This window comes from Marinomonas sp. 63XJN7_7_ISO-PGPR-S23-202 (genome assembly GCF_056173505.1).
Window position 1 is genome coordinate 1,622,479 of sequence record NZ_CM149677.1, and the last position, 19,535, is coordinate 1,642,013.

Annotated in this window: 22 protein-coding genes and 2 pseudogenes; 18 read left to right on the forward strand and 6 right to left on the reverse strand. The window is 43.2% G+C overall.

What is annotated here, in order from left to right; genetic code table 11:
• Positions 1 to 36 precede the first annotated feature (36 nt).
• The 7 genes from AC0VYG_RS07480 to AC0VYG_RS07510 all read left to right on the forward strand — a co-directional run bounded on the left by AC0VYG_RS07480 (position 37) and on the right by AC0VYG_RS07510 (position 6,444).
• Positions 37 to 621, forward strand: coding sequence for a hypothetical protein (locus AC0VYG_RS07480; RefSeq protein ID WP_475431691.1), 585 nt, complete (start codon positions 37 to 39; stop codon positions 619 to 621).
• Positions 622 to 732: 111 nt separating this feature from the next.
• On the forward strand, positions 733 to 1,182 hold the full coding sequence (locus tag AC0VYG_RS07485; protein WP_475431692.1) for a hypothetical protein: 450 nt from the start codon (positions 733 to 735) through the stop codon (positions 1,180 to 1,182).
• 133 nt (positions 1,183 to 1,315) lie between these two features.
• Entirely contained in the window at positions 1,316 to 2,587 is a 1,272-nt protein-coding gene (locus AC0VYG_RS07490) for a diaminopimelate decarboxylase (RefSeq protein ID WP_475431693.1), read from the forward strand.
• Between the two features lie 182 nt (positions 2,588 to 2,769).
• Entirely contained in the window at positions 2,770 to 3,138 is a 369-nt protein-coding gene (locus AC0VYG_RS07495) for a MazG nucleotide pyrophosphohydrolase domain-containing protein (protein WP_475431694.1), read from the forward strand.
• A 230-nt stretch (positions 3,139 to 3,368) separates the two neighbouring features.
• Positions 3,369 to 4,328 carry a phosphotransferase gene (locus AC0VYG_RS07500; RefSeq protein ID WP_475431695.1) on the forward strand — a complete coding sequence of 320 codons (960 nt, stop codon included), beginning with the start codon at positions 3,369 to 3,371 and terminating at the stop codon, positions 4,326 to 4,328.
• A 738-nt stretch (positions 4,329 to 5,066) separates the two neighbouring features.
• Positions 5,067 to 5,804 (forward strand): TIR domain-containing protein, encoded by a 738-nt coding sequence (locus AC0VYG_RS07505; protein ID WP_475431696.1) that lies wholly within the window; start codon positions 5,067 to 5,069, stop codon positions 5,802 to 5,804.
• Positions 5,805 to 5,979: 175 nt separating this feature from the next.
• Positions 5,980 to 6,444 carry a GNAT family N-acetyltransferase gene (locus tag AC0VYG_RS07510; protein WP_475431697.1) on the forward strand — a complete coding sequence of 155 codons (465 nt, stop codon included), beginning with the start codon at positions 5,980 to 5,982 and terminating at the stop codon, positions 6,442 to 6,444.
• 114 nt (positions 6,445 to 6,558) lie between these two features.
• Here AC0VYG_RS07510 and AC0VYG_RS07515 read toward each other — a convergent pair.
• A pseudogene (locus AC0VYG_RS07515) lies at positions 6,559 to 6,687 on the reverse strand (IS110 family transposase); the annotation flags it as partial.
• A 119-nt stretch (positions 6,688 to 6,806) separates the two neighbouring features.
• Between AC0VYG_RS07515 and AC0VYG_RS07520 the strand changes: the two are divergent.
• From AC0VYG_RS07520 to AC0VYG_RS07535, 4 genes are all read left to right on the forward strand, one after another.
• Positions 6,807 to 7,139: a 5-carboxymethyl-2-hydroxymuconate Delta-isomerase gene (locus tag AC0VYG_RS07520; RefSeq protein ID WP_475431698.1), complete on the forward strand. Its 333-nt coding sequence runs from the start codon at positions 6,807 to 6,809 to the stop codon at positions 7,137 to 7,139.
• A 93-nt stretch (positions 7,140 to 7,232) separates the two neighbouring features.
• Positions 7,233 to 7,709: a GNAT family N-acetyltransferase gene (locus tag AC0VYG_RS07525; protein ID WP_475431699.1), complete on the forward strand. Its 477-nt coding sequence runs from the start codon at positions 7,233 to 7,235 to the stop codon at positions 7,707 to 7,709.
• Between the two features lie 105 nt (positions 7,710 to 7,814).
• Positions 7,815 to 8,243, forward strand: a complete 429-nt coding sequence (locus AC0VYG_RS07530; protein WP_475431700.1) for a YunG family protein — start codon at positions 7,815 to 7,817, stop codon at positions 8,241 to 8,243.
• A gap of 104 nt (positions 8,244 to 8,347) precedes the next feature.
• Positions 8,348 to 8,812 (forward strand): GNAT family N-acetyltransferase, encoded by a 465-nt coding sequence (locus AC0VYG_RS07535; RefSeq protein WP_475431701.1) that lies wholly within the window; start codon positions 8,348 to 8,350, stop codon positions 8,810 to 8,812.
• Positions 8,813 to 8,882: 70 nt separating this feature from the next.
• Here AC0VYG_RS07535 and AC0VYG_RS07540 read toward each other — a convergent pair.
• Positions 8,883 to 9,011, reverse strand: a pseudogene (locus AC0VYG_RS07540) (IS110 family transposase); the annotation flags it as partial.
• 119 nt (positions 9,012 to 9,130) lie between these two features.
• Here AC0VYG_RS07540 and AC0VYG_RS07545 point away from each other — a divergent pair.
• From AC0VYG_RS07545 to AC0VYG_RS07560, 4 genes are all read left to right on the forward strand, one after another.
• On the forward strand, positions 9,131 to 9,445 hold the full coding sequence (locus AC0VYG_RS07545; RefSeq protein WP_475431702.1) for a putative quinol monooxygenase: 315 nt from the start codon (positions 9,131 to 9,133) through the stop codon (positions 9,443 to 9,445).
• 70 nt (positions 9,446 to 9,515) lie between these two features.
• Positions 9,516 to 9,878 carry a VOC family protein gene (locus AC0VYG_RS07550; RefSeq protein ID WP_199478719.1) on the forward strand — a complete coding sequence of 121 codons (363 nt, stop codon included), beginning with the start codon at positions 9,516 to 9,518 and terminating at the stop codon, positions 9,876 to 9,878.
• 90 nt (positions 9,879 to 9,968) lie between these two features.
• Entirely contained in the window at positions 9,969 to 10,400 is a 432-nt protein-coding gene (locus tag AC0VYG_RS07555) for a GNAT family N-acetyltransferase (protein ID WP_475431703.1), read from the forward strand.
• 247 nt (positions 10,401 to 10,647) lie between these two features.
• A complete protein-coding gene (locus AC0VYG_RS07560) occupies positions 10,648 to 11,307 on the forward strand; it encodes an HAD family hydrolase (RefSeq protein ID WP_475431704.1) in 660 nt (219 codons plus the stop codon).
• Positions 11,308 to 11,559: 252 nt separating this feature from the next.
• Here AC0VYG_RS07560 and AC0VYG_RS07565 read toward each other — a convergent pair whose 3' ends face one another.
• The 4 genes from AC0VYG_RS07565 to AC0VYG_RS07580 form a co-directional block, all read right to left on the reverse strand.
• Positions 11,560 to 12,858, reverse strand: a complete 1,299-nt coding sequence (locus tag AC0VYG_RS07565) for an MFS transporter (RefSeq protein ID WP_475431705.1) — start codon at positions 12,856 to 12,858, stop codon at positions 11,560 to 11,562.
• A 604-nt stretch (positions 12,859 to 13,462) separates the two neighbouring features.
• Positions 13,463 to 15,184 (reverse strand): ubiquinone-dependent pyruvate dehydrogenase, encoded by a 1,722-nt coding sequence (poxB, locus tag AC0VYG_RS07570; protein ID WP_475431706.1) that lies wholly within the window; start codon positions 15,182 to 15,184, stop codon positions 13,463 to 13,465.
• A gap of 767 nt (positions 15,185 to 15,951) precedes the next feature.
• Entirely contained in the window at positions 15,952 to 16,398 is a 447-nt protein-coding gene (locus tag AC0VYG_RS07575; protein WP_475431707.1) for a MarR family winged helix-turn-helix transcriptional regulator, read from the reverse strand.
• Between the two features lie 5 nt (positions 16,399 to 16,403).
• Complete coding sequence (locus tag AC0VYG_RS07580; RefSeq protein WP_475431708.1) at positions 16,404 to 16,832, reverse strand: organic hydroperoxide resistance protein; 429 nt, start codon at positions 16,830 to 16,832, stop codon at positions 16,404 to 16,406.
• A gap of 585 nt (positions 16,833 to 17,417) precedes the next feature.
• On the opposite strand from AC0VYG_RS07580, the gene AC0VYG_RS07585 reads away from it, so the two are divergent.
• The 3 genes from AC0VYG_RS07585 (at position 17,418) to AC0VYG_RS07595 (ending at position 19,421) form a co-directional block, all read left to right on the forward strand.
• On the forward strand, positions 17,418 to 18,080 hold the full coding sequence (locus AC0VYG_RS07585) for an HAD family hydrolase (protein WP_475431709.1): 663 nt from the start codon (positions 17,418 to 17,420) through the stop codon (positions 18,078 to 18,080).
• 160 nt (positions 18,081 to 18,240) lie between these two features.
• Positions 18,241 to 18,843, forward strand: a complete 603-nt coding sequence (locus AC0VYG_RS07590; RefSeq protein WP_475431710.1) for a class I SAM-dependent methyltransferase — start codon at positions 18,241 to 18,243, stop codon at positions 18,841 to 18,843.
• A 92-nt stretch (positions 18,844 to 18,935) separates the two neighbouring features.
• Entirely contained in the window at positions 18,936 to 19,421 is a 486-nt protein-coding gene (locus tag AC0VYG_RS07595) for a hypothetical protein (RefSeq protein WP_475431711.1), read from the forward strand.
• The last annotated feature ends 114 nt before the right edge of the window (positions 19,422 to 19,535 follow it).

A 19,535-nucleotide genomic window follows, 5' to 3' on the forward strand; every position in this document is an offset into this window, starting at 1 on the left:
AGTCATTATGTCTAACCCTCTAAAGGAGATCTCGAGTTGCCAGATAGATTTTGGAATTGGTTCAAGAAAAATCTCGAAGTGCTGAATAGCTTTGAGCCAGGGATGGATGCTGTTCTTGATTCCGTAAGTGAAAATTTAAATGCTTATAATCCAAATTTGGCATTTGAAATATCACAGCCGAATCAAGATGGAGTTCGTGAATTTATTATCAGCGCGGAAGGAGTCATTGATGAATTCCAATCAGTGATCGACTTATACGAATCGAGACCAGCATTGGATGGTTGGGAGATAATCCCATTTCGACCCAGGATGCCACTTGAATACTCAGTCAATTATTCAGGTTTAGAGCTTGATCCGAAAGACCTATGGATTTACTGGAGAGAAGATGAAGGTAATTTTGACCTCATCGTATACTTTCCAAATTATGATGAGGCACAACGAAATACATTTGTAGAAGCAGCATACATTCTATTGGATATGGCAATAGGTGAGTATTACGTCGCCGCTGGGATTCGATACATAGGTCATCAGTTGTTGCCTGAAAATCCAGAAGATGAAGGGTTGCTTCCATTTAAATCATTACCAGAAATATTTTTTAATTATATTGAGGGCAAGGGTTAACAAGGTTATCAACCCGACCTTCACTGCGTTGCTTCGTTTGCGTTTAATCGCTACGCTAACGCAAACAAATCAACTCCGTTACGGCGGGTTATAACGGCGTTAGAGGTACATATGGATTTAGAAGATGCGTTTAATTTAATTAATAGAATTGGAAATTTACCTCAAATTTACGATGAAATTGAAAAAGCAGTCTGTTCTGTTGTTCATAGCTACTTTCAAGAGCTTCTTGAGGTTGAGGAGCAAGAAGCTGTGATTATGGGCAAAGAAAACTATGACAGCTCTGAGTTAACACCTTACTTAAATAAAAAATCCGAAATACATAATAAGTATTGGTCTAACTCTGCAAAATTTTATCAGCCTTGTTCATCTAGCAGCAGCCCAGAGCATATTTGGGGATGTCTTAGTGATATTGAGGTTTTCCAAAACGGAGACGATGAAAATAATTTGTATATTTTCAAGGCAAAATCAAAAGATCCAGATAATGGTCTTTTAACAAATAAAGCATTTTTGCTTAAACTAGAAGACGATAAACTCTTAATAGAGCATGAGTTTTTTGGGTAATAAACCTCTAACAAGCGCAGGCACTCGGACAAATTTTCCGCTGCGCTTCAAATTTGCCCGGTGCTGCGGGCGTCGGACGTCAGCTCAGACGCGGTTGTGCCGTAACCTCAATTGACTACGAGTTATGAACATTATGAACAACGAGCTACTTAACCAATTGCTGGTGGATGATCTCGCGCAAAAGGTTGCTAAGGATTATGGCACGCCGGTCTATATCTATTCCGAAGACATGTTGTTGCGACAAGCTCAGCTCGCGCAGGCTATGCCGAATGCGTTTGGACTAAAAGTTAGATACGCGATGAAAGCAAACTCCAATATTTCCGTCGTGCGTACTTTGTACAAGGCTGGAGTTTGTATTGACGCTAGTAGCGGATACGAAGTCGAACGCGCGTTGCTTGCGGGTGTTGCTCCATCGGACATACAGATTACGGCACAGGAACTGCCAAACAACATCGGTGATCTGCATCGGGCTGGTGTATTGGTGAACGCTTGCTCTTTGATGCAATTAGAAAAGTTTGGTGCAGCAAGTCAGGGCGGAGAGGTTTCGCTCCGTATCAATCCTGGGCTTGGTTCAGGCCATACCAACCGCACGAATGTAGGCGGTATTAGCTCGTCATTTGGTATCTGGCACGAGCACTTAGATCGCGCACTTGAAATTTGTAAAAAATATTCGCTTACCGTCACTAGAGCCCATACCCATATCGGATCCGGGGCAGATCCGAACGTCTGGAAGAAAGTGGCGTTGATGTCTCTGGAGATGTGTCGAACACTGCCGGATGTTTCAATATTGAGTCTTGGTGGTGGCTTCAAGATTGCAAGAAATCGTTCCGAAGAAGGCGCTGATCTACAGGCAATCGGTTTTCCCGTGAAGTCAGCATTTGAGGATTTTTATCACGCCACCGGAAGAAAATTAGTACAGGAGATCGAACCTGGAGCCTTTTTGGTGGGAAATGCAGGGGGTATTATTTCTGCCGTTACAGATGTCGTGAATACCGGCAATGACGGATTCGAGTTTATTAAGCTTGATACCGGGATGAACGATTTTATTCGGCCAGGGATGTATGGGGGCATTCACGAAATTAGCACGCTTTCATCATCGGAGCATAAAAACGAAAAACGTAACTATCTGGTGGTGGGGCATTGCTGCGAATCGAGCGATATCTTAACGCCGATGCCCAACGACCCTGATGGGTTGAAGCCAATCGAGCTACCTGAGATGAAGATCGGTGATCTTGTCGTCATTGCTGGAACTGGAGCCTATTGCGCTTCAATGGCGGCAAAGAATTACAACTCATTCCCCGAGTCGGCGGAGCTTATGATCCGACAGGATGGTTCTGTTCAAGTAGTCCGACGTCGGCAGACTCTTGAGCAGTTGATTCAAAATGAAATAAATGTGGTTTCATAGGTGTGAACCAAAATTCATGTGAGTGGCTGTTGCAGTCATTACAAATATTTATAGGCTTGGTGCAGTAGACGCCCAACAAGTCGTTGCAGGTGACATTTGACCCGTCACCGATTTTTGCTAAACGCAAAAACGGCGTCGCCTCAAATGCACCTGAACTCAGGCGTTAGGTGCTAAGAGGAAATATGAAAGAATTTACTGAACTGTTGAGGATCGCAGAGCGTAAGTCTGAGTTTGATCAAAGCAACTCTTGGTCTAGTGGCTCTGAAACTTACCTAGCGGAAATGAAAAAAGAAATTGACGAAGTATCAGAAGAAATTCCAAAAAATCGTCAGTGTTATCTCGAAGAAGAATTAGGTGATGTGCTATGGGACTACCTGAATGTACTCACTGCCATACAAAAAGAGCAAGGTATATGCCCCAAAGCAGTCTTAACTCGTGCTATCAAAAAGTATGAAGAAAGGGTGTCTGGCATTGAAACGGGTGAGTCTTGGGCAAGCATAAAAGGACGACAGAAAATAGCTTTGGCACAGGAACAAAAAGATCGCACCTAACAAACGCTTCAAGAGGGACAGCAAACGGGAACGATTAATGCGACACCCATCGTAAATTTCAAGAAGTGAAGGCGGTTTGGCGAAAATATGAGTAAACACATAACAATCGCAAGCAGCCGGAAATATTTTCTGTTCTTCGTTTTGACGTTAAACGCTACGCTACCGTAAAACAATCCACTACAAATATTTCGCTGTTGCGGGCGTTATGTACCTACGAGGTAACTGGAATTATGAGTGATTTTGTTCGTGAGGTTGGTGAGCACTGGAGTCAGATTGGTGTTGACGCTAGTATAAAGCGGCAATCAGCTGGTGCGACGAATCATGTTTTTTGCATCCAATCCTCAGAGACTTTTTACCTTAGAAAATATAACGTTCGCAATGTTGTTAAGATCAAACTAGAGCATGGGCTTCTGAGAAAGCTATCGCAAAATTTGAATACTATAATTGCCCCACTTTTGACGCACGATCACCACTCCTTTTGTAAAATAGGTGATGAGTTTTATGCTCTATTTCCTGAAGCAAAAGGAGCATTAATCGAAAAAAGTGAGTTGTCTGAGTCTCATGCTTTTCAGCTGGGAAAAGCCCTTGCTGACCTGCATGTTCAACTTGCTTCTGTGGTTGGAAACAATTTTCCAACAATTGAGCTTTCTTGGGATAAAAGTGCTTGGGTCGATAGACTACAAAAAATAGTTGCCACTATTGAAGCCAATAGTGAATTTGATACGAATGGCTCGGTGCTACGAAGAGTGAAGCAACAGCGTGATTATCTAGCTAGCTCAAAAGCTACTCACTCATATACACCGTTAACAAGCAGGCAATTAATTCACGGCGATTTTCATCATTTTAACGTCTTTTTTGATTCTAATTGCGCAGTAAGCGATGTGATCGACTGGGATCTAGTGCAAAACATGCCTCCTAGTTACGAGTTGGCGAGATCCTGTATGTACATGTTCGACTTGGAGTTTAATAGGTCATTAGCTTTGTTAAAAGGCTATCTGTCCGTCAAGCCTCTATCCCGATTAGAGCTTAACGATGGAGCACAGGCGTGGGCTGTTTATGCTGACCACCATGTGTGGGCTTTGGAAGAAGTATTTTTAAAAAACAATACCGCAGCACAGAAGTTTATACCTCAAAGGGACTTTATCCCTTTTATGGAGCAATGGTTCCAAATTGAAAGTGCCTTGTTTTGAGCCGGTACATAACAAACTGTTTAAGAGTGATTCGCAACGCGTGGCATTTTTACTATGCGTTGTCGCTCAAACATATACCTATTCCCTCAAAATAGAAGGGTCAGCAAAGAGGATGGCAAGGATCAAAGGTGGTAACGCTGTCAAACTGTTTATGCCCTGTTTGTGGGCAGCATACTGTGCTTTATCTTGGAGAAACTTAATGGGACACCCATCGTAACTTCGTGAACCTTACGGCATAGAAGACGCACAAGACATCACCGGCTTTAAAGGCTGGGGAGCGTATTTGGCGTCATTGGAATAGCAAGACGGTAAGTGCAGAGACAACGAAAAATGAGGTGTCTCTGCTTCGTGTGTGGTGAATCTAATGTAGTTTATCTTGGGGAGATAAAATATTACCCTCAGTTGGGCTTGGATAGTCGTTAACAGACTCAGGCATAAATACATTGCCTTGAAAGCGTATCAGGTCATGGAGCCTGAGGATTCAGTATTGCCTAATACTTAGGATTCGAGTAAAAAGAGTCATACTGTGATAAAAAATAAACGTAAATCCCGCCTAAATTTTGGGAATCTCCCTTAGTAAGGGAGAAAAAGCACTGCGATATTAACAGGGACGTCGCCAATTCTGAAAAAGCAAATCCCCTATAGATAACGCGGTCGTTCAACAGACGATTATAGCCATGGCTTCGCCACTGTATAACCGCTTAGTAGTTATAAATCATATCTATATGAGGTAGTAATTTGAAACCTAAAGTATTTGTTGCATCTTCTGTTGAAGGTTTAGATGTTGCTTACCCGATGCAAGTGAATTTACAGCATGATGCAGATATCACGGTTTGGAGTCAGGGGGTATTCTCTCTTTCTGTAACACCTTTAGATTCTATAACTGAAGCTTTGAATGCTTCAGATTTTGGCATCTTTGTGTTTAGTCCTGATGATGAAACAAAGATGCGCGGTACAGTTAATGACACCGTAAGGGATAACGTACTCTTTGAATTGGGTTTGTTCATAGGAAAGCTCGGGAAGAGACGTTGCTTTATCGTAATGCCAGACAATGTAGATCTTCATATACCTACAGATTTAGTTGGTGTAACACCTGCTAAATATTCGGGAGCCCGAGATAAATCAGAAATTGCTGCTTCTTTAGGCCCTGCATGCCATGAAATTCGTCAAGCAATGAAGTTACAAGGCTTGTTTAAGCAGCAGGAGAGCGGCTCTTCGCAAAAGATTCCTGCAAATGACCACGATAACTACGATGAAAACGACAAAATAGCACTCTTAGAAGCTTGGTTAACAACTGAGGCAGAAGAAGGTAAAGCTATCAAATACGTTGATGTGGACAACTATCTTAAGATTGAATTAGGTTCCACAAAAAGATTTTTACCGACGGTTATTAATAGAAACACTTCTTATAAAATTGATATTTCAGGAAGTAATGTATTTAAGTTTCATTACGTACTACAGGATGTATGGTACTGATTTATAACAAACTGTTTAAGAGTGATTCACAACGCGTGGCATTTTTACTATGCGTTTGTTTTAGTGGTTAAGGTGGTATGCGGAAGCATCGGTATTGCGTTGCTCACACCTTAACAGGGCGTTCTACAGCTTTGAATTAATCATCACCAAAAAATCATTCAAATGGAAGTAGAGAATGAATATTCAATTAAAAGAAATAGACCGAACAAATTATCAAGAATGTATTGATTTGAAAGTTGGTTCAGATCAACAGGATTACGTAGCACCTAACATTGTTTCTTTAGTTGAAGCGGCGTATGAACCAGATTTGTATCCCTTAGGTATCTATGATGAAGAGAGATTTATTGGCTTTATTCTTTTTGACTTCGATAAAAAAATTAATGGGTGGTCAATGAGTCGATTTATGATTGGTAGTGAATACCAAGGAAAGGGGTACGGAAAAGAGTCACTTAAAGTCTTCTTGATGTTTTTTAATGCAAAATTCGGCAATGTTACACTGTATACAAGTGCAGAATTAGGGAACAAAGTTGCTATTCACTTGTATGAATCATTCGGTTTTAAACGACAGGATAACTTTGAGTACGAGCACAAAGGTAAGCTTTACCGAGAAACAAGAATGGTACTTGAGGCGAATAGATAATTAAGAATTAGTGCCAGAAATGGCAGTAGAAAAAATCGCTTCAATTGACAAAATAACTGTCACGAATTTCGCTTCGCAAAATATGGTGTCAGCTACTTTGCAACTGACAAAGTTAGCCACCTTAGAGCTTGATATACGTCCGAAATGAGTAGGTGTCGCTCTGCGCTGATCTTCGATATAGGCGATCTCAATAAACTCTTTGTGAGTGTCCAACCCAATAAAAACTATGCTATGTTCAATCATGCTAGCCTCCATTATTTAGTTGTTGACACATTCATTATGGCTCTGGTTTTACACTAACCCACGGAATTGGAGGCTAGCCTCGTGAGGAGTCACTATTTCTAGGCTGAAAAGGAGATTAAATGCCACACTGTATAGTAGAACATTCAAAAAGCTTTGATAGCGACCTACTGGTACAAAAGGTTTTTCAAGGTGCGTTAAATACTGGGCTTTTCGAGCCTGATGGGAGTGATATAAAAGTTAGAGCGCTGGGATACAGCAGCTATATGACAGGGCCGAAAAAATCAGACTTCATTCATGTAGCTTTAAAAATACTATCCGGTCGGACATCCGAGCAGAAATTAAGTCTTTCAAATTCTGTCATCGAGGAGTTGTTATCCTTAGCCTACAATGATGTTTCAATGACGGTTGAAGTTGTAGATATGGATAGAGACAGCTATCGGAAGGTCATATAGGTGAAGCATAACTGTTCGCCTTTGTCGCGGCTGGGATTTCCACTGTGCTTCGTTACGGCCCCATAAAATGGCGTTATGACCTTCGAGGAAGAAATGAAACTTAGAGCATTTGAAAAGGAAGACTACGAGTTACTTATTAGCTGGATTGACTCGGAGAAATTGAACTACCTATGGGGTAGTCCAAAGTTCGAGTTTCCCTTGAGTTCCGAACAAATTAGCCAACATTGTTCTCAGCCTGAAGTGTTTCCTTTTATCTTTGTCGTTTCAGGGGAAAGCGCAGGCTATGTCGAACTCTTCAAAGTAGACGAGTCCCATTTCCGAATCTGTCGAGTATTCGTATCAAATGGCTTTCGTGGTCAGGGGATTTCTAAGCAAATGCTAGGGCAATTAATTGAGTTAGCAAAAGAAAAGTACGCAACTAGTGTCTTGTCACTTGGAGTATTTGAGCAAAATACTGTGGCTAGGAACTGCTATGAGTCATTGGGGTTTTCTGTCGCCTCGCATGAAGTAGGTACTAGGTCATTTGAAGGTGAAGAGTGGGGTCTTCTGCACATGGAAAAACGGTTATAACAAAGCGTTTAAGATATTTAATATGGGTGTCTCGCAAAATCTAGTATTTAAGGTGCAATGTCTAGGTTTGGTCGCAGGTGTGTTCACCACTTAACGCGGAGTTAAGTGGCCAATAAATTGCAGGTAGTAAATATGACCCCAAGTTTAGATGATGTAGTAAAAGCACTTCAAGAAAGCTGGTCTTTGGAAAGCACTGAGGAGCCGGAAAATTGGACGCCCTCCAATCCAAGCCGTGGGCAGTGTGGAATTTCCGCGTTAATAGTTAACGACTATTTTGGTGGAAAGTTAGTTTTATGGAAGGTATTTGTAGGTGAAGAGCAAGTTGGCTTTCATTATTCAAACGAGTTACCTGATGGTACTCCGTTTGATTCAACTGGCGATCAGTTCTGGGAAAGTGAAGAGTTAAGAGAACCTTCTTCGTTTGTAAGACCGGATAAACTGCCAAAAAACGGAGTTGACCGGTATTTGAACTTATCAAAATTGGTCAGTAGTAAATTGGAACGTTACCAGGTAGAAGCGGCAGCCTCGACCTAACAATCAAAGGCATGGGACGCGAAAAAGCTCCCGCGCTCATGCTTTAGGCGTTCTACAGCTTTGAATTAATCATCACCAAAAAATCATTCAAATGGAAGTAGAGAATGAATATTCAATTAAAAGAAATAGACCGAACAAATTATCAAGAATGTATTGATTTGAAAGTTGGTTCAGATCAACAGGATTACGTAGCACCTAACATTGTTTCTTTAGTTGAAGCGGCGTATGAACCAGATTTGTATCCCTTAGGTATCTATGATGAAGAGAAATTTATTGGCTTTATTCTTTTTGATTTCGATAAAAAAATTAATGGGTGGTCAATGAGTCGATTTATGATTGGTAGTGAATACCAAGGAAAGGGGTACGGAAAAGAGTCACTTAAAGTCTTCTTGATGTTTTTTAATGCAAAATTCGGCAATGTGACACTGTATACAAGTGCAGAATTAGGGAACAAAGTTGCTATTCACTTGTATGAATCATTCGGTTTTAAACGACAGGATAACTTTGAGTACGAGCACAAAGGTAAGCTTTACCGAGAAACAAGAATGGTACTTGAGGCGAATAGATAATTAAGAATTAGTGCCAGAAATGGCAGTAGAAAAAATCGCTTCAATTGACAAAATAACTGACAAAGACGTTAGCCACCTTAGAGCTTGATATACGTCCGAAATGAGTAGGTGTCGCTCCGCGCTGATCCTCGATATAGGCAATTTCAATAAACTCTTTATGAGTGTCCAACCCAATAAAAACTATGCTATGTTCAATCATGCTAGCCTCCATTATTTAGTTGTTGACACATTCATTATGGCTCTGGTTTTACACTAACCCACGGAATTGGAGGCTAGCCTCGTGGGGAGTCATTATGTCTAGGATTTATAGGAGACTTTATGGCACTTCAAGATCAACCCGCTTACATTATCAAAATGCGAGCAAAACCGGGCCTAGGCGACAAGCTTTTCGAATTGGCTAGCGCTGGAATGACGAAATCTGGGGCTTCCGATCGATTCATCATTGCTCGTGAGGACGGAGATCCAGACATCCTTTGGAACGTTGAGGTCTTTAAATCCGAAGAAGCTAAAGCCAACTATGAGAATAGCCCGCTTGCTGACGAACTCCGCGACGAGATCATCAATCTTTTGGCCGAGCCGCCCATGCGCATTCCAGTCCATCCATATGCAGCGCTTCCCATTAATGTGTCCTAACTATTCATTCAAGCCAACGCCGCTCTGCGGCGCGCCTTAATTCAGGTGTTAAATCTAGGGGAGTCGTAAAATGATCTTCGGAATAAACCACGTACAGATCAGTATTCCAAAGGGGGCAGAAGAGCAAGCACGCCTCTTTTATTGTGAATTACTAGGACTAACTGAATTGGAAAAGCCGGAAGTGCTAAAGCGCAATGGTGGCCTTTGGTTAAAAGTTGGTGCAACTCAGCTTCATTTAGGCATAGAAGACTTAGAAAATCGACATAAGTCAAAAGCACATGTGGCTTTTGAAATTGAAGACGAACAAAGCATGCGTGAATTGCTTCAATGCAATAATGTTGAAGTTATGGAAAACACTCAAATCAAAGGTTATAAACGCTTTGATATTCGAGATCCATTTGGTAATAGACTTGAATTCATGGAAAAAATTTAACAAGTTGTAGCACACAGCCCTTACCGGGCTTTGGACTCACAATTCACTGGCGTTCGTTTTTCGCTTGTGTACAAAGGGGTTAGCGTAAAGTTGAAAATAACATATAGACAGGCTTTGAAAGAAGATTTTGCTTACCTATTTTCTTTGAGAAAAGAGTCGATGACTCCCCATCTGGAAGCTGAAGGGGTGTTGCTAGATGATGCCGATCACGTTAGAAGAATCGAATATCGTTTCGACTGCGCAAAGATAATACTGGTTGATGGAGCAATCGGTGGATTAATAAAGGTTGTTGAAGAAGGTAATGATTGGGAATTAATTCAAATTCAGATAGATGCTTGTTTACGTGGTCAAGGTATTGGAAAAAGAGTTATCACTGACATTCTAGAAAGGGCTTTTTCTAAAGGAGCTTCTGTAAAATTAAGCGTATTCCGCTCAAATCCAGCAAAGGAACTTTATCAGAAGCTTGGTTTTAAGCCGTACATGGATACACTGACAACATATGAAATGCGTGCAACCGCCTAACAAATACGGGTTGCGGATTCATGACTTCTCCGCAACCGACAATCGTTAGCCTTATTATAATGTTTTGTTTTTTGAATTATGAAGGTTAAAGGTAAGTGATATTCTCTAAAGCTTTAAAAGTGGTTGATAAAATTGGCTTTTTCTCACCATCATCACCCGCAACGGCTTTTTCGCCAAATCGTTTCAAGCGGGCAAAGTCATATCTAGAATCTCAAGGGTTTGAACTAGTAGGAAGGAAAGGTGACTAATGCATATATCGTTTGATTTTGACTATACATTAGCTGACTCCTCAGAAGGAGCTGCTATATGTGCTAGATATGCACTTCGATCGATGGGCAAGCCTGAATGCTCAGATGTCGAAATAAAGAAGACTATTGGTTTAAGCTTGGATGAAACATATAAGCAGCTTGTCAGTGATTATAGTGATGGCGATCTAACTACGTTCTCAAGCCTATTCCTGAGAAAGGCAGATGAAGTAATGGTTGATTGCATTAAGTTTTATGAAAGTACTAAAGAATCGCTTGTCGAGTTAAAAGAGAATGGGCATTACATTTCGATCGTTTCAACTAAGTACACAAAACGAATTATGGCAGCCTTGGAAAGAGATGGGCTAATTGATTTGATTGACGAAGTAATTGGCGGTGATAAAGTAAAGGATCCCAAGCCATCTCCTGAAGGCTTGAATATGGCTATTAGGGCTTCAAAAATAGATAAGCAAGAAACTCTCTATGTGGGTGATTCAAAGTCTGATGGCCTAGCTGCGAGGGCTGCTGGTGTTGGCTATGTAGCTGTACTAACGGGAATGACGCCACGCGAGAACCTTAATGGATTCAACCCAATTAAAATAATTGATGATTTAAAAGAATTGAATCAAGTTGTGTGTAACTTTTGTGGTACCAGTGATTAGTATCTGAACTCACAGTTCTTGATTTCAAAAGATCATACGAATTTTATGTTAATGTTCTTGGTACAGGATCCAAGCGGGTATTTGCTTCGATTGTCCCAATATTTAGCTGAAAAAAACACTATCTGTATAATAAACCAAAGCTGTTCATGTTAGCCAACCGTAGCGATAGTTCGGCGTCTCATCTCACTTCTCACTCACTAAATTCTGTCCCGTGCCCAATGAAACTGGGCACGGGGTATGTGATCGGCTCTTCTATGCTTTATCGGGGCGGTGGAAGAGTAGGGTTACGACCACGGAAGATGCCGCGAGTGCTGACATCAGCATGAACGCATCGGCGAAGCTTCCGCTTTTGCCAATGATCCAGCCAGTCAACGCCGGTGCCAGAAAGCCGGAGATCGCGAAGCCGAAGTCCATGATACCGAGTGCAGTGGCGGAACGGTCGCGGGCGACGTCAATGTTGATGGCGTAGAAGGCGGAATTCGCGCTCATGGACGAGGCGACGGCAATGGTGATAAGGATCAGGGCCAGTGTCAGGTTGTCGGTGAAGGCAACGGGTAGTATCACCAGCGCCGCCAGCGCTTGCGTAGCCGCAATCAAATAGCTACGGGCAATGCGCAGTTTGCCGGTAAGCCGCAAAAGCTTATCCGATAGGTTGCTGAGTAGAAGCAGCGCGACGGCAGCGGCAACCCAGGGCGCGGCTGAGAACCATCCGACGCTGGTGATAGACAGTTTAAAGGTCTTTTCAAGATAACCCGGCAGCCATGACATGAAAAAGAACAGGAAGTAGCCGAAAACGAAGAACGCCCAGTAGTTTGCCAGAAGCGTGCCGTTCGTCAATAGTTTTGCCCAGCTTGTGGGCTTATGCTCCACGACGGGGGCGTCGGGGTCGCGATCGTGCGTTTCCTTATCAGCGATGATTGCCATCTCGGCTTTATTCACTTTGTTGCTGTCTTTGGGGTGATTACGAAACAGCACCCACCACAGTGGCATCCATAGGAGGCTGACAACACCCAGTATGAGAAACATCTCGCGCCAGCCAGTGAGTGCGGTGATATAGGAGACTATCGGCGCACCGATGGCCAGCGAGATTGGCACGGCCACCAGCGAATAGCCCAGCGCTCTTCCGCGCTCCCGTCCCGATAGCCAGTTTGCAATGGCCCCTGTCTGGCCTGGGAACATTGGCCCTTCGGCAAGACCGAGTGCCGCACGTGCGACTAGGATCAGAATAAAACTGCTGGCGACGCCGATAAAGGCGGTGGCCAAAGCCCAGGCGACAACTGACACCGACAGCACGATCCTTGCGCCAAATCGGTCGACTAGAATGCCTCCCAAAAGCGTCGTCACGGCGTAGCCGATGCCGAAGGCACCAAGGATCATCCCCTGCTGCGCATCACTGAGGCTCAATTCCTTCGACATGGGTCCAATTGCATAAGAGATTGCTGAACGATCAATGTAGTTGATGAGAATGATTGCGGCGAGCATTGCCACAATGATCCAGCGGAAGTTTGTGGCGTCGCCTGGTTGAGGCGTTTGTTTGTTTGGTGTAGTCATTTTTATTTCCTTCTTTACAAAGGTACTTATTTTTGGTAACCCAGTATAAGTTAAATTAATATTATTGACTATCCTTGGCGTTGGGGTGAGGTACAGCCTATGAAAAATGTCTCCTCTTTTCCATATTCCTACATACGTCCTGTTTTTTTATACACAATTGACTGGCCTAGCAAATTCAAAGTTTCTTTGAATGGTGTAGTCGTCAATAAATGTCATTTGCTCAGACTCGATTTGCCGATGATAGGTGAGTCTTGTTTATCTTGATGAGCCAATATTTTATGGACAATGCCAAGCTCAGCTATACAAGCAATTACCTTTACATTGCTCTGCTTACAAGCTTCACACATGAATAATGTCGAATACGTGTTTTAACCTTTGAGCCCACGTTATGCTCCTAACGGGATAGGTTTTATCGCTCTTTTAGTCCTGCTCTAACCTAGTGTTATGATTGTCTCACTGAGGTGATCTATGTCTCCACAGTGCCGTTTGGTGTAAATACTTCCTTTCCAAGTCGTAACATTGATGAGAAATGTTTACCCGCCTTGCAGCTGTATCGGCGGCAAAGCCGATGTAAAGCGGGTAAACATCTTGTGAGTCCAGTTAATTAACGAAGTAGATTGGTTTTGCCCAATTCAACAAGCGCATCTCCATCGCCATTCAGAATGGCTTTGAGCATATAGAGGCTGAAGCCTTTGGCATGTTGCATCTTTACTTTCGGTGGCATTGCCAGTTCCTGTTTGGCTATTTTCACTGACAGCAGATAAGGTCCTTCACTGGCTAACATGGTTTTGACTGCTGCTTCCAGTTCACTGCCATTCTCCACGTACGCAGAATCAATACCTGCTCCTTGGGCAATGGCTGCAAAGTCAGGGTTATCCAAATCCGTGTCATGAGAATAGAATCCCGCCGATTTCATCTCCATGGCGACGAACCCCAACGAACGATTATCAAGCACGACGACTTTAAGTGGCAGTTTATGTTGCTTAAGGCTCAGCAAATCCCCCATTAGCATTGAAAAACCGCCATCTCCACACAACGCAACCACCTGACGCTGGCGATCGATACTCTGAGCGCCGATGCCCTGAGCTAATGCATTCGCCATAGAACCATGATTAAACGATCCCAGTAGTCGACGCTTGCCATTCATTGTCAGATAGCGGGCTGCCCAGACGGTAGGGGTTCCGACGTCACAAGTGAAGATGGTGTCGTCGTCGGCGTGCTCGTTGATCAGTTTGGTCAGATATTGAGGATGGATAAGGTGTTGGTTATCAGACGGTGATGCCAGCTTATCAAGGGCCTGCCTGGCTGAATGGTAATGCTTACGGGCGGCTTCCAGAAAACGCGTGTCATCATGACGTTTCAGCTTTGGCATTAATGCGTGAAGGGTCTCTTTCACATTACCCTGTAAAGCAAGATCGATATTGGCATGCGCACCCAGTGCAAGGGGAGATTTGTCTACCTGAATGATGGTTGCCTCTTGAGGATAAAACTCGCGATAAGGAAATGCACTGCCTAAGACGATCAGCGTATCAGCATTTTCCATCGCATGGTAACCAGAAGAAAAACCTATCAAGCCGGTCATCCCTACATCGTAGGGGTTATCGAATTCAACATGTTCTTTACCCCGCATGGCGTGCACCACTGGTGACTTTAGGATCTCTGCCAGTCCCAGCAGTTCCTCGTGAGCGCCTTGGCAACCGGCACCAGCAAGAACCGTAATTTTTTGCGCTTTATTCAGTAACCGCGCCATCTCGTCGATACTCTGTTCAGAAGGTGTCACAGAAGGACGCTCAGGCGTTTGCCAGTTCATTTTTATTGCAGGGGCTTCAAGCAGTGTAACGTCTCCGGGCAGCACGATAACGGCGACATCCTTCTCTAGGATTGCGGTTCGCATGGCGACGTCGAGGACATAGGGTAATTGCTGTGGTGAGGTAACCATTTCACAGTATGCGCTGCATTCTGAGAACAACATTTTAGGGTTGGTTTCCTGAAAATAGCCTGAGCCAATCTGATTAGAAGGTATATGGCTCGCGATGACGAGAGTAGGCACATGGCTGCGATGACAGTCATAGACACCGTTTATCAGATGCATATTGCCCGGCCCACAGGATCCGGCACAGACAGACAGTTTACCGGTTATTTGCCCTTCAGCACCTGCTGCAAAAGCAGCGACTTCTTCATGACGAGTACCAATCCATTGTACGCTTTCGTGCTTTTCCAGTGCGTCGCTAATGCCATTAAGGGAATCCCCGGTAACACCCCAGATGCGCGTGATGCCAGCATCGGCTAGGCTATCAACCAGAAACTCTGCAATTGTTTTTGCCATAGTGGTTCCTCAAAAAGATGTAAGTAAGTCTGGCGAAGGCTATATGTCGCCGTCAGACGAAGGCTTCTGAAACAGAAGCGGGTTAGGATTAAATACGTAACACCGCCGGCAAGCGCTTTTCTGTTTGTTTTGGGCTCCTGACGCTTTAATGCATGAAAAGTGTATTGGAGGGTAAATGACAGGATAAAATGTTCATTTATTGTTATTTAATGGTGAGTCAGCCTAACTGGCTTGAAACAGAACTCAAAGGCTCTTCATCACCTTATCCGGCACATCTTCTCTTGTCTCTTCAGCATTGACATTATCTTTCCTGCTTACGGTGTATAAGTCAATATGGGTGTCCGTAGGGCGTTTTTGTGTGACAAAAACTCTGTCTCTGATGAACGCTTTGTGCACCGCTGAGGTTGGGGCGAAAATATGTGTGCACGTTCTGCACACTGGTATATTCACTGTCACTGCGGCGCTACGCCCTCGACTTGCCGATCACCCGAATTAGCAAAATAAGGAAACTATCGGGACATCCTCGTTAGAGTCTGTTTTCGAGGCGTGCCCACGATGAATTTCCTAGTAGGTGACCGAAAAGATTTGTTACCAAGGTTATTACGATCCCACAGCCGCGTGTCTCCGCTGCGGGCTGACTAAACAGCCCGATCCTAGGAGGTCCAAGACGGCCTTTAACCCTCACTTCCTTTGGGTTTTTAGAGGTCTGCTAGGTCACTGCCGCTACAGATTTGCGTGATTCTTGGACCATCGATGTTCCTCTGGAGTCAGTCCACTTTAGCCAGAAGATTTACCAAAGTTACGGCTGACCGACGTAGTGATTCGAGGTCTTCGGGCGGAAGTGAAATTTCCTGAGCAAGCCTTTCAGGGACGGCCAGCGCTTGCGCTCTTAATTCCCCGCCGTGAACAGTCAGCTCAATCAAAACCCGTCTTTCGTCCTGTGGATCGCGTCGACGGGTGATGAAGTCGTCCCGCTCCATGCGTTTCAGTAGCGGCGTTAGTGTCCCGTTGTCTAGATGAAGGCAAGCACCGATCTCACCGACTGTCAGTCTTTCGTGTTCCCACAACAGCAGCATCACCAGATACTTGGAGTAAGTGAGTCCAAGTGGTGCAAGCAAGGGACGGTACAGACGCTGCAAAAGGTTTGTTGCCGCATATAGCGGAAAGCAGACCTGATTCTCCAGCAGAAGATAATTTTCTTTTGACTCGGACATAGCAGTTACGGCTGCGCTTTGACGGTGATTTTGACATCAATATTGCCTTTGACCGCATTGGAATACGGACAAGCCAGATGTGCTTCAGCAACCGCGTCTTCTGCCACGGCCTGACTGACTCCAACGATGGTGACGTCAAGTGCAACCGTCAGACCAAAGCCACCTGCATCGTTCGGTGACATACCGACAGTAGCGACCACGGTGATGTCGTCATCTTTAACCTTCTGATCCTTGTTTCGCGTGACGTGAATCACGGCGTTACCGAAGCAGGCGGCGTACCCCGCAGCAAATAACTGCTCTGGATTGGTGGCATCGCCTTTGCCGCCAAGTGTCTGGGGTAGGGCAAGTGGCAGTTCTAACAATCCATCGTCACTTTTGACTGTGCCAGAACGTCCGCCGACAGCGTTTACAGTTGTTGAGTAAAGTGTGCTCATATCAAGCCTCTCTTTGATGATGTTGTGATTTAAGTTTTAAACCATTATATGGCTTCCAATATATATGTCAACCTCACTTTTGGAAACCTAGCTTTTCTGATCGTCTGCATGGTCGTCGCTGGATAGCGCCAACACATCACGCTAAGGTTCGTGTTCTGAGGGAATAGTCTTGCCTTAAGAGTTGAATCGCGCTAAAAAATAAGAAGTTAGGATCAAAATAGTGGCGAACTTAGGTTATCTGGCAAAAGAGGCTCTGATTAAGCTTGGTTTTCAGCGACAGAATATAACAGGGAGGTCGCACCATGAAAAAACACATTCCTTATATAAAACGCCGCTGTTCAACTGTGGATTATAGTCGCAGCAGCGCGAGCTCTTCGTTGCTTGGCAAGCGTTATGCAATTGCAGTAATCGACCTTTTAAAGGACCCAAGGTGGTGTAGAGTCATTGCAGTAGCTAAGGACGTTTATACCGAATTTAAGGTTTCCACATAGGCATACCAATCACGTCGGTGGCTACTACATTGCGGCTTTGCCTTCATTTTAAGGATGCGCGAGTTGGCGGAGTGATACTTCTGGAATATTTCTTATGATCTTTTTTGATATTGATGATACGTTGTTTGACTATAAAACGTCACAGGATATAGCAGCCAGTAAATTTTGTGATATGTTCTCTGATCGATTGATTCCAGAGAAGTCTGATTTCGTCAAAGTTTGGGATACTGTAGCTCATGAGTACATGAAAAGATATTTGTTAGGCGAATTAACTTTTCAAGAACAGCGGCGCGAAAGAATAAAGGCAGTAATTCATGGCGTCAAGAGTGATAAAGAAGCGGATCTATTATTTAGTGAATATTATTCTTTTTATCAAAACTCATGGCAGTTGTTTCCTGATTGCATTGAGGCCTTAGATATCCTTCGTTCTAAAAAGTTGGGTATTATTACAAATGGGGATCTCAATCAACAAAAGTCGAAATTAAAAAAATTACGTATAGATCATTATTTTTCTTTCGTTGTTACGCCCGCAGATGTTGGTGAGGCAAAGCCAAGTCCAAAAATATTTGAATATGCTAATAAATTAGCCGGTGTTTCAGCTGATGAATGTTGGTATGTTGGCGATGATTACGAAAATGACTATCTTGCATCAAAACAATTAAATTGGAATTCCATATGGTTAAATCGAAGACTATCCAATAATAATCTAGAAGGTATGTATAGCAGTTTGCTAGAGTTTGCAAAAAGTATTATCTGAAAATAGATATTCACTAGCAATCTTATGGAAGTGTCACAAAACATTGAGAGCAACTATAAACCTACGATTTAACTTAATGTTACCTTTTCGCTATGCGACATTATAATATTAAATTTTACTGCAGTTTATTTCGGCTTAAATAGGGATTAGGCAATACATTATGAATCCTGTAGAAACAGGTAAAAACTACGATACAATTACGGATCTTTGGTCTGATGACCGATTCAATATGAAAAACGGAATCGATCAACACAGAAGAGCCATAAACTTTGTAAAGTCGAGAGGTAAGGCTCTTGATGTTGGTTGCGGAAGAACTGGGAGAATAATGGATTTGCTAGCCAAAGAAGGCTTTAAGCCAGAAGGCTTAGATATCTCAGAAAAAATGATCGCACTAGCTCGGAGTCGTAATCCAGAATGGAATTTCTACCAAGAAGATATCTGTTCCTATCCATTATCAGAAAAATATGACTTCATAACCGCTTGGGATAGTATTTGGCATATCCCATTGGATGAGCAAGTTAGTGTGATATCAAAATTGGCAAGTGCGTTAAATCCCAACGGCATCATGATATTTTCATTTGGTGGAGTTAATGAGCCAGGAAATCACACTGACGATACGATGGGGCCAATGATGTATTACTCATCTTTAGGAACAAATGGCTTTATAAAGGTTTTCCTCGATAATGGTTGTACCATCAAGCACTTAGAGTTTGACCAGTACCCAGAGTTACACACCTACATAGTGGCGCAAAAAATAGCCTAACAAAGCTATAAAGGGGGACTTCCAACACTCCGTTGCTTTCCAGTTATTATTGCAAAAAATGGAATTTCAATAGATCTTATGGGTCAATCAGAATGGATAAAATAAAAGCCATGATTTTGGGGCTAATTGGCAGGTCGTCAATGGCAAGTACTGGGGTGGATGTGCAGTATTATCCGTCGCCAAATGGTGCATTTGGGTTGATGGCGCCTGTCGGCTGGCAGCAAAAAACGGACTCTGACTTCCTTTCGATCTCTAGCCCAGATGGGAGCGTTTCTATTACTGCCAATGCGTTCACTAAAAACGATGGAGATTTGGAAGAGTTTGCCGAGTATCGCTTCTGGTCATTACAAGGTTTATACACCCCTCAAAGTGAAGTCTATCCAATTAAATACGGTGTTTTGCGCGAGTATGAAACTGCATACCCGAGTGAGTCGGAGAAAACCTATTATGTCACTGCTGCCGTTCAGGTGAAAAGTGCCTTTGTTGGTATAGCAGTGATTACTAATCGCAAGGACTATAACGAAAACAAGTCCATGTATATAAAGGTTTTTGAATCTATTAAAGTGAACTTATCGTAAGGCCTAAGTACATGATGGGGGCGTGTTGGCAGTGTTAGTATTTCAAATCGTTAGTTTCAGTGGAAAATGCCTTATAAAACAGCCTTTAAGGCCGGTTCACAATGCTTAACGCTT